Here is a 2,398-nt window from a genome sequence, read left to right on the forward strand (position 1 = left end):
CAGCGGCTCCGGAGCCGGGCGTCAGTGTGGCGAACTCGCGGTTGAAGTCCTCGCGGGTCGTCTCGGGCCGCTGCAGCCGGGCCAGGGTGGCCTCCTGCGTTGGCTGGGCGTCTTCACCGTTGACGATCATCGCGTACTTGATCTGGCCGGAGTCGATCATGTTGGCCGCCAGGGTCATGCCGTTGACGAATCCAAGGCAGGCGTTGGCCAGATCAAAGTTCATGGCCGACGAAGGCAGGCGCAGTCCGTGGTGGATCTTCACCGCGACGGACGGTTCGAGGTTGCGCCGCGTCACGGAGGTGTTGATCAGCAGGCCAATCTCGGACGCTTCGATGCCGGACTCGGCCAGGGCCTTTGCGCCCGCCTCGATGGCTGCGTCGTCGAACGATGTCCCGGGGGCCCACCAGCGCCGGTGTGTGATGCCTGCGACCCGTTCGAGCAGCTTCGGGGGGACCCTCAGCCGCCGCAGGGTCGAAGCCAGCCTGCGGTCGAAATCCATGGAACTGATGATCGTCGGAGCTTCGACGCTGCTTACCGAAAGTAGAGCGGTGTTGCTGTGCCGGAATGTTGCATTGCCTACCAATTCAAGCCCCTCTTCATGTCCGTCCTGCGCTCCGGCGGTGGCCGCTCACAAGCCCGAGAGCTTAACTATGCCCCGTGCAGGTCAATTCCCGCATATGCGGCCTCAGCCATCTGCGGCGGCTTCGCGCTGGTTCTGCGCGGAATGGCCGCAGATGCGCAGTAGATTGTAAGTATCCGGGGCCGCCCCGGAACCCCCGTGTCCGTCCGAATCATGCTTTCGTCGGACAGCGGACCAGTCCGCCGACCAGGAGAACCGAAGCGCCTTGCACCTGAAAAGTTTGACCGTCCGGGGATTCAAGTCGTTCGCCTCGGCGACGACCTTTGAATTCGAACCGGGCGTCACCGCCGTGGTGGGCCCCAACGGCTCGGGCAAATCCAACGTGGTGGACGCGCTGGCGTGGGTCATGGGCGAACAGGGAGCCAAGACCCTCCGCGGCGGCAAGATGGAAGACGTGATCTTCGCCGGCACCTCGGGCCGGCCGCCCCTGGGGAGGGCGCACGTCTCGCTGACCATCGACAACAGCGACGGCGCCCTCCCGATCGAATACAGCGAGGTCACGATCTCGCGCACGCTGTTCCGGACCGGCGGCTCGGAATACGCCATCAACGGCGCGGGATGCCGGCTGCTCGATATCCAGGAGCTGCTCTCTGACTCGGGCCTGGGCCGCGAGATGCACGTGATTGTCGGCCAGGGCCAGCTGGACAAGGTCCTGCACGCCACCCCCGAGGACCGGCGCGGCTTCATTGAGGAGGCCGCCGGCATCCTCAAACACCGCCGCCGCAAGGAAAAGACGGTCCGCAAACTCGAAGCCATGCAGGCCAACTTGTCCCGGCTCAGCGACCTCACCGGCGAACTCCGGCGGCAGCTGACCCCGCTGGGCAAACAGGCCGAGGTGGCCCGGCGCGCCCAGAGCGTCCAGTTCGAGGTCCGTGACGCCCGCTCACGGCTCCTGGCCGACGACCTCGTTGCGCTGCAGTCCGCGCTGGCGCAGGACGTGGCGGATGAATCGGCGCTCAAGGCACGCCGCGCCGTCGTCGAACGCGACCTCGAGGCCGGGCGGCAGCGCCAGGCCGTCCTCGAAGGGCTTGCAGCCGAGGCCACGCCCGCGCTGAACGCCGCGCGGGAGAACTGGTATTCGCTCTCCACCGGGCGCGAACGGCTCCGTTCCCTCGGTTCGCTCGCCGAGGAACGCCGCCGCCTGCTCGGCGCCGCGGATGTGGTTCCGGACACCGGCCGGGACCCGGACCAGCTGGAGCAGCAGGCCGCCCGCGTCCGCGACGAGCAGGCCGGGCTGGAACGGCAGATCCTGGACCGCACCGAGGCCCTGGACGCCGCGACAGCCGCCAAACCCGACGCCGAACAGGCCGCCGCCGCCGAGGACAAGCGGCTCGCGGCCCTGCTCCGCGCCGCCGCGGACCGGCGTGAAGGCCTGGCCAAGCTCGCCGGGCAGGTCGGCGCGGCACGGTCCCGCGTCGAGTCTGCCCAGTCCGAGCTCGGCCGCCTCCGCGAATCGCAAAAGGCGGGCGAGGAGCGCCGCCGCCAGGCGCACAGCGAGTTCACGGCCCTGGAAGCGCAGGTCGCAGGGGTCGAGGACGGCGAGGAATCGCTCGACGCCGATTACGAGGCCGCGAGCGAGGCCCTCGAAACCATCATCGCCGAAATTGACGCCCTGAAGGCGGCCGAGCGCGAAAGCGAGCGGGAACGCGGCGCCCTCATGGCCCGCCGCGATGCCCTCCAGCTGGGCCTGAACCGCAAAGACGGCTCCGGGCATGTGCTCGGCGCGGCAGCCGGGGACCTGGCCGACGGGGGCCTGGG

At 69.0% G+C, this 2,398-nt stretch carries 1 protein-coding gene and 1 pseudogene; one reads left to right on the top strand and one right to left on the bottom strand.

What is annotated here, in order from left to right:
• A pseudogene (locus LQV45_RS26025) lies at positions 1 to 583 on the bottom strand (3-oxoacyl-ACP synthase III); the annotation flags it as partial.
• Between the two features lie 262 nt (positions 584 to 845).
• On the opposite strand from LQV45_RS26025, the gene LQV45_RS26030 reads away from it, so the two are divergent.
• On the top strand, positions 846 to 2,398 hold a 1,553-nt coding region (locus LQV45_RS26030), incomplete at its 3' end, for a chromosome segregation SMC family protein (RefSeq protein ID WP_230009553.1).

This window comes from Microbacterium sp. Bi128, from assembly GCF_918698205.1.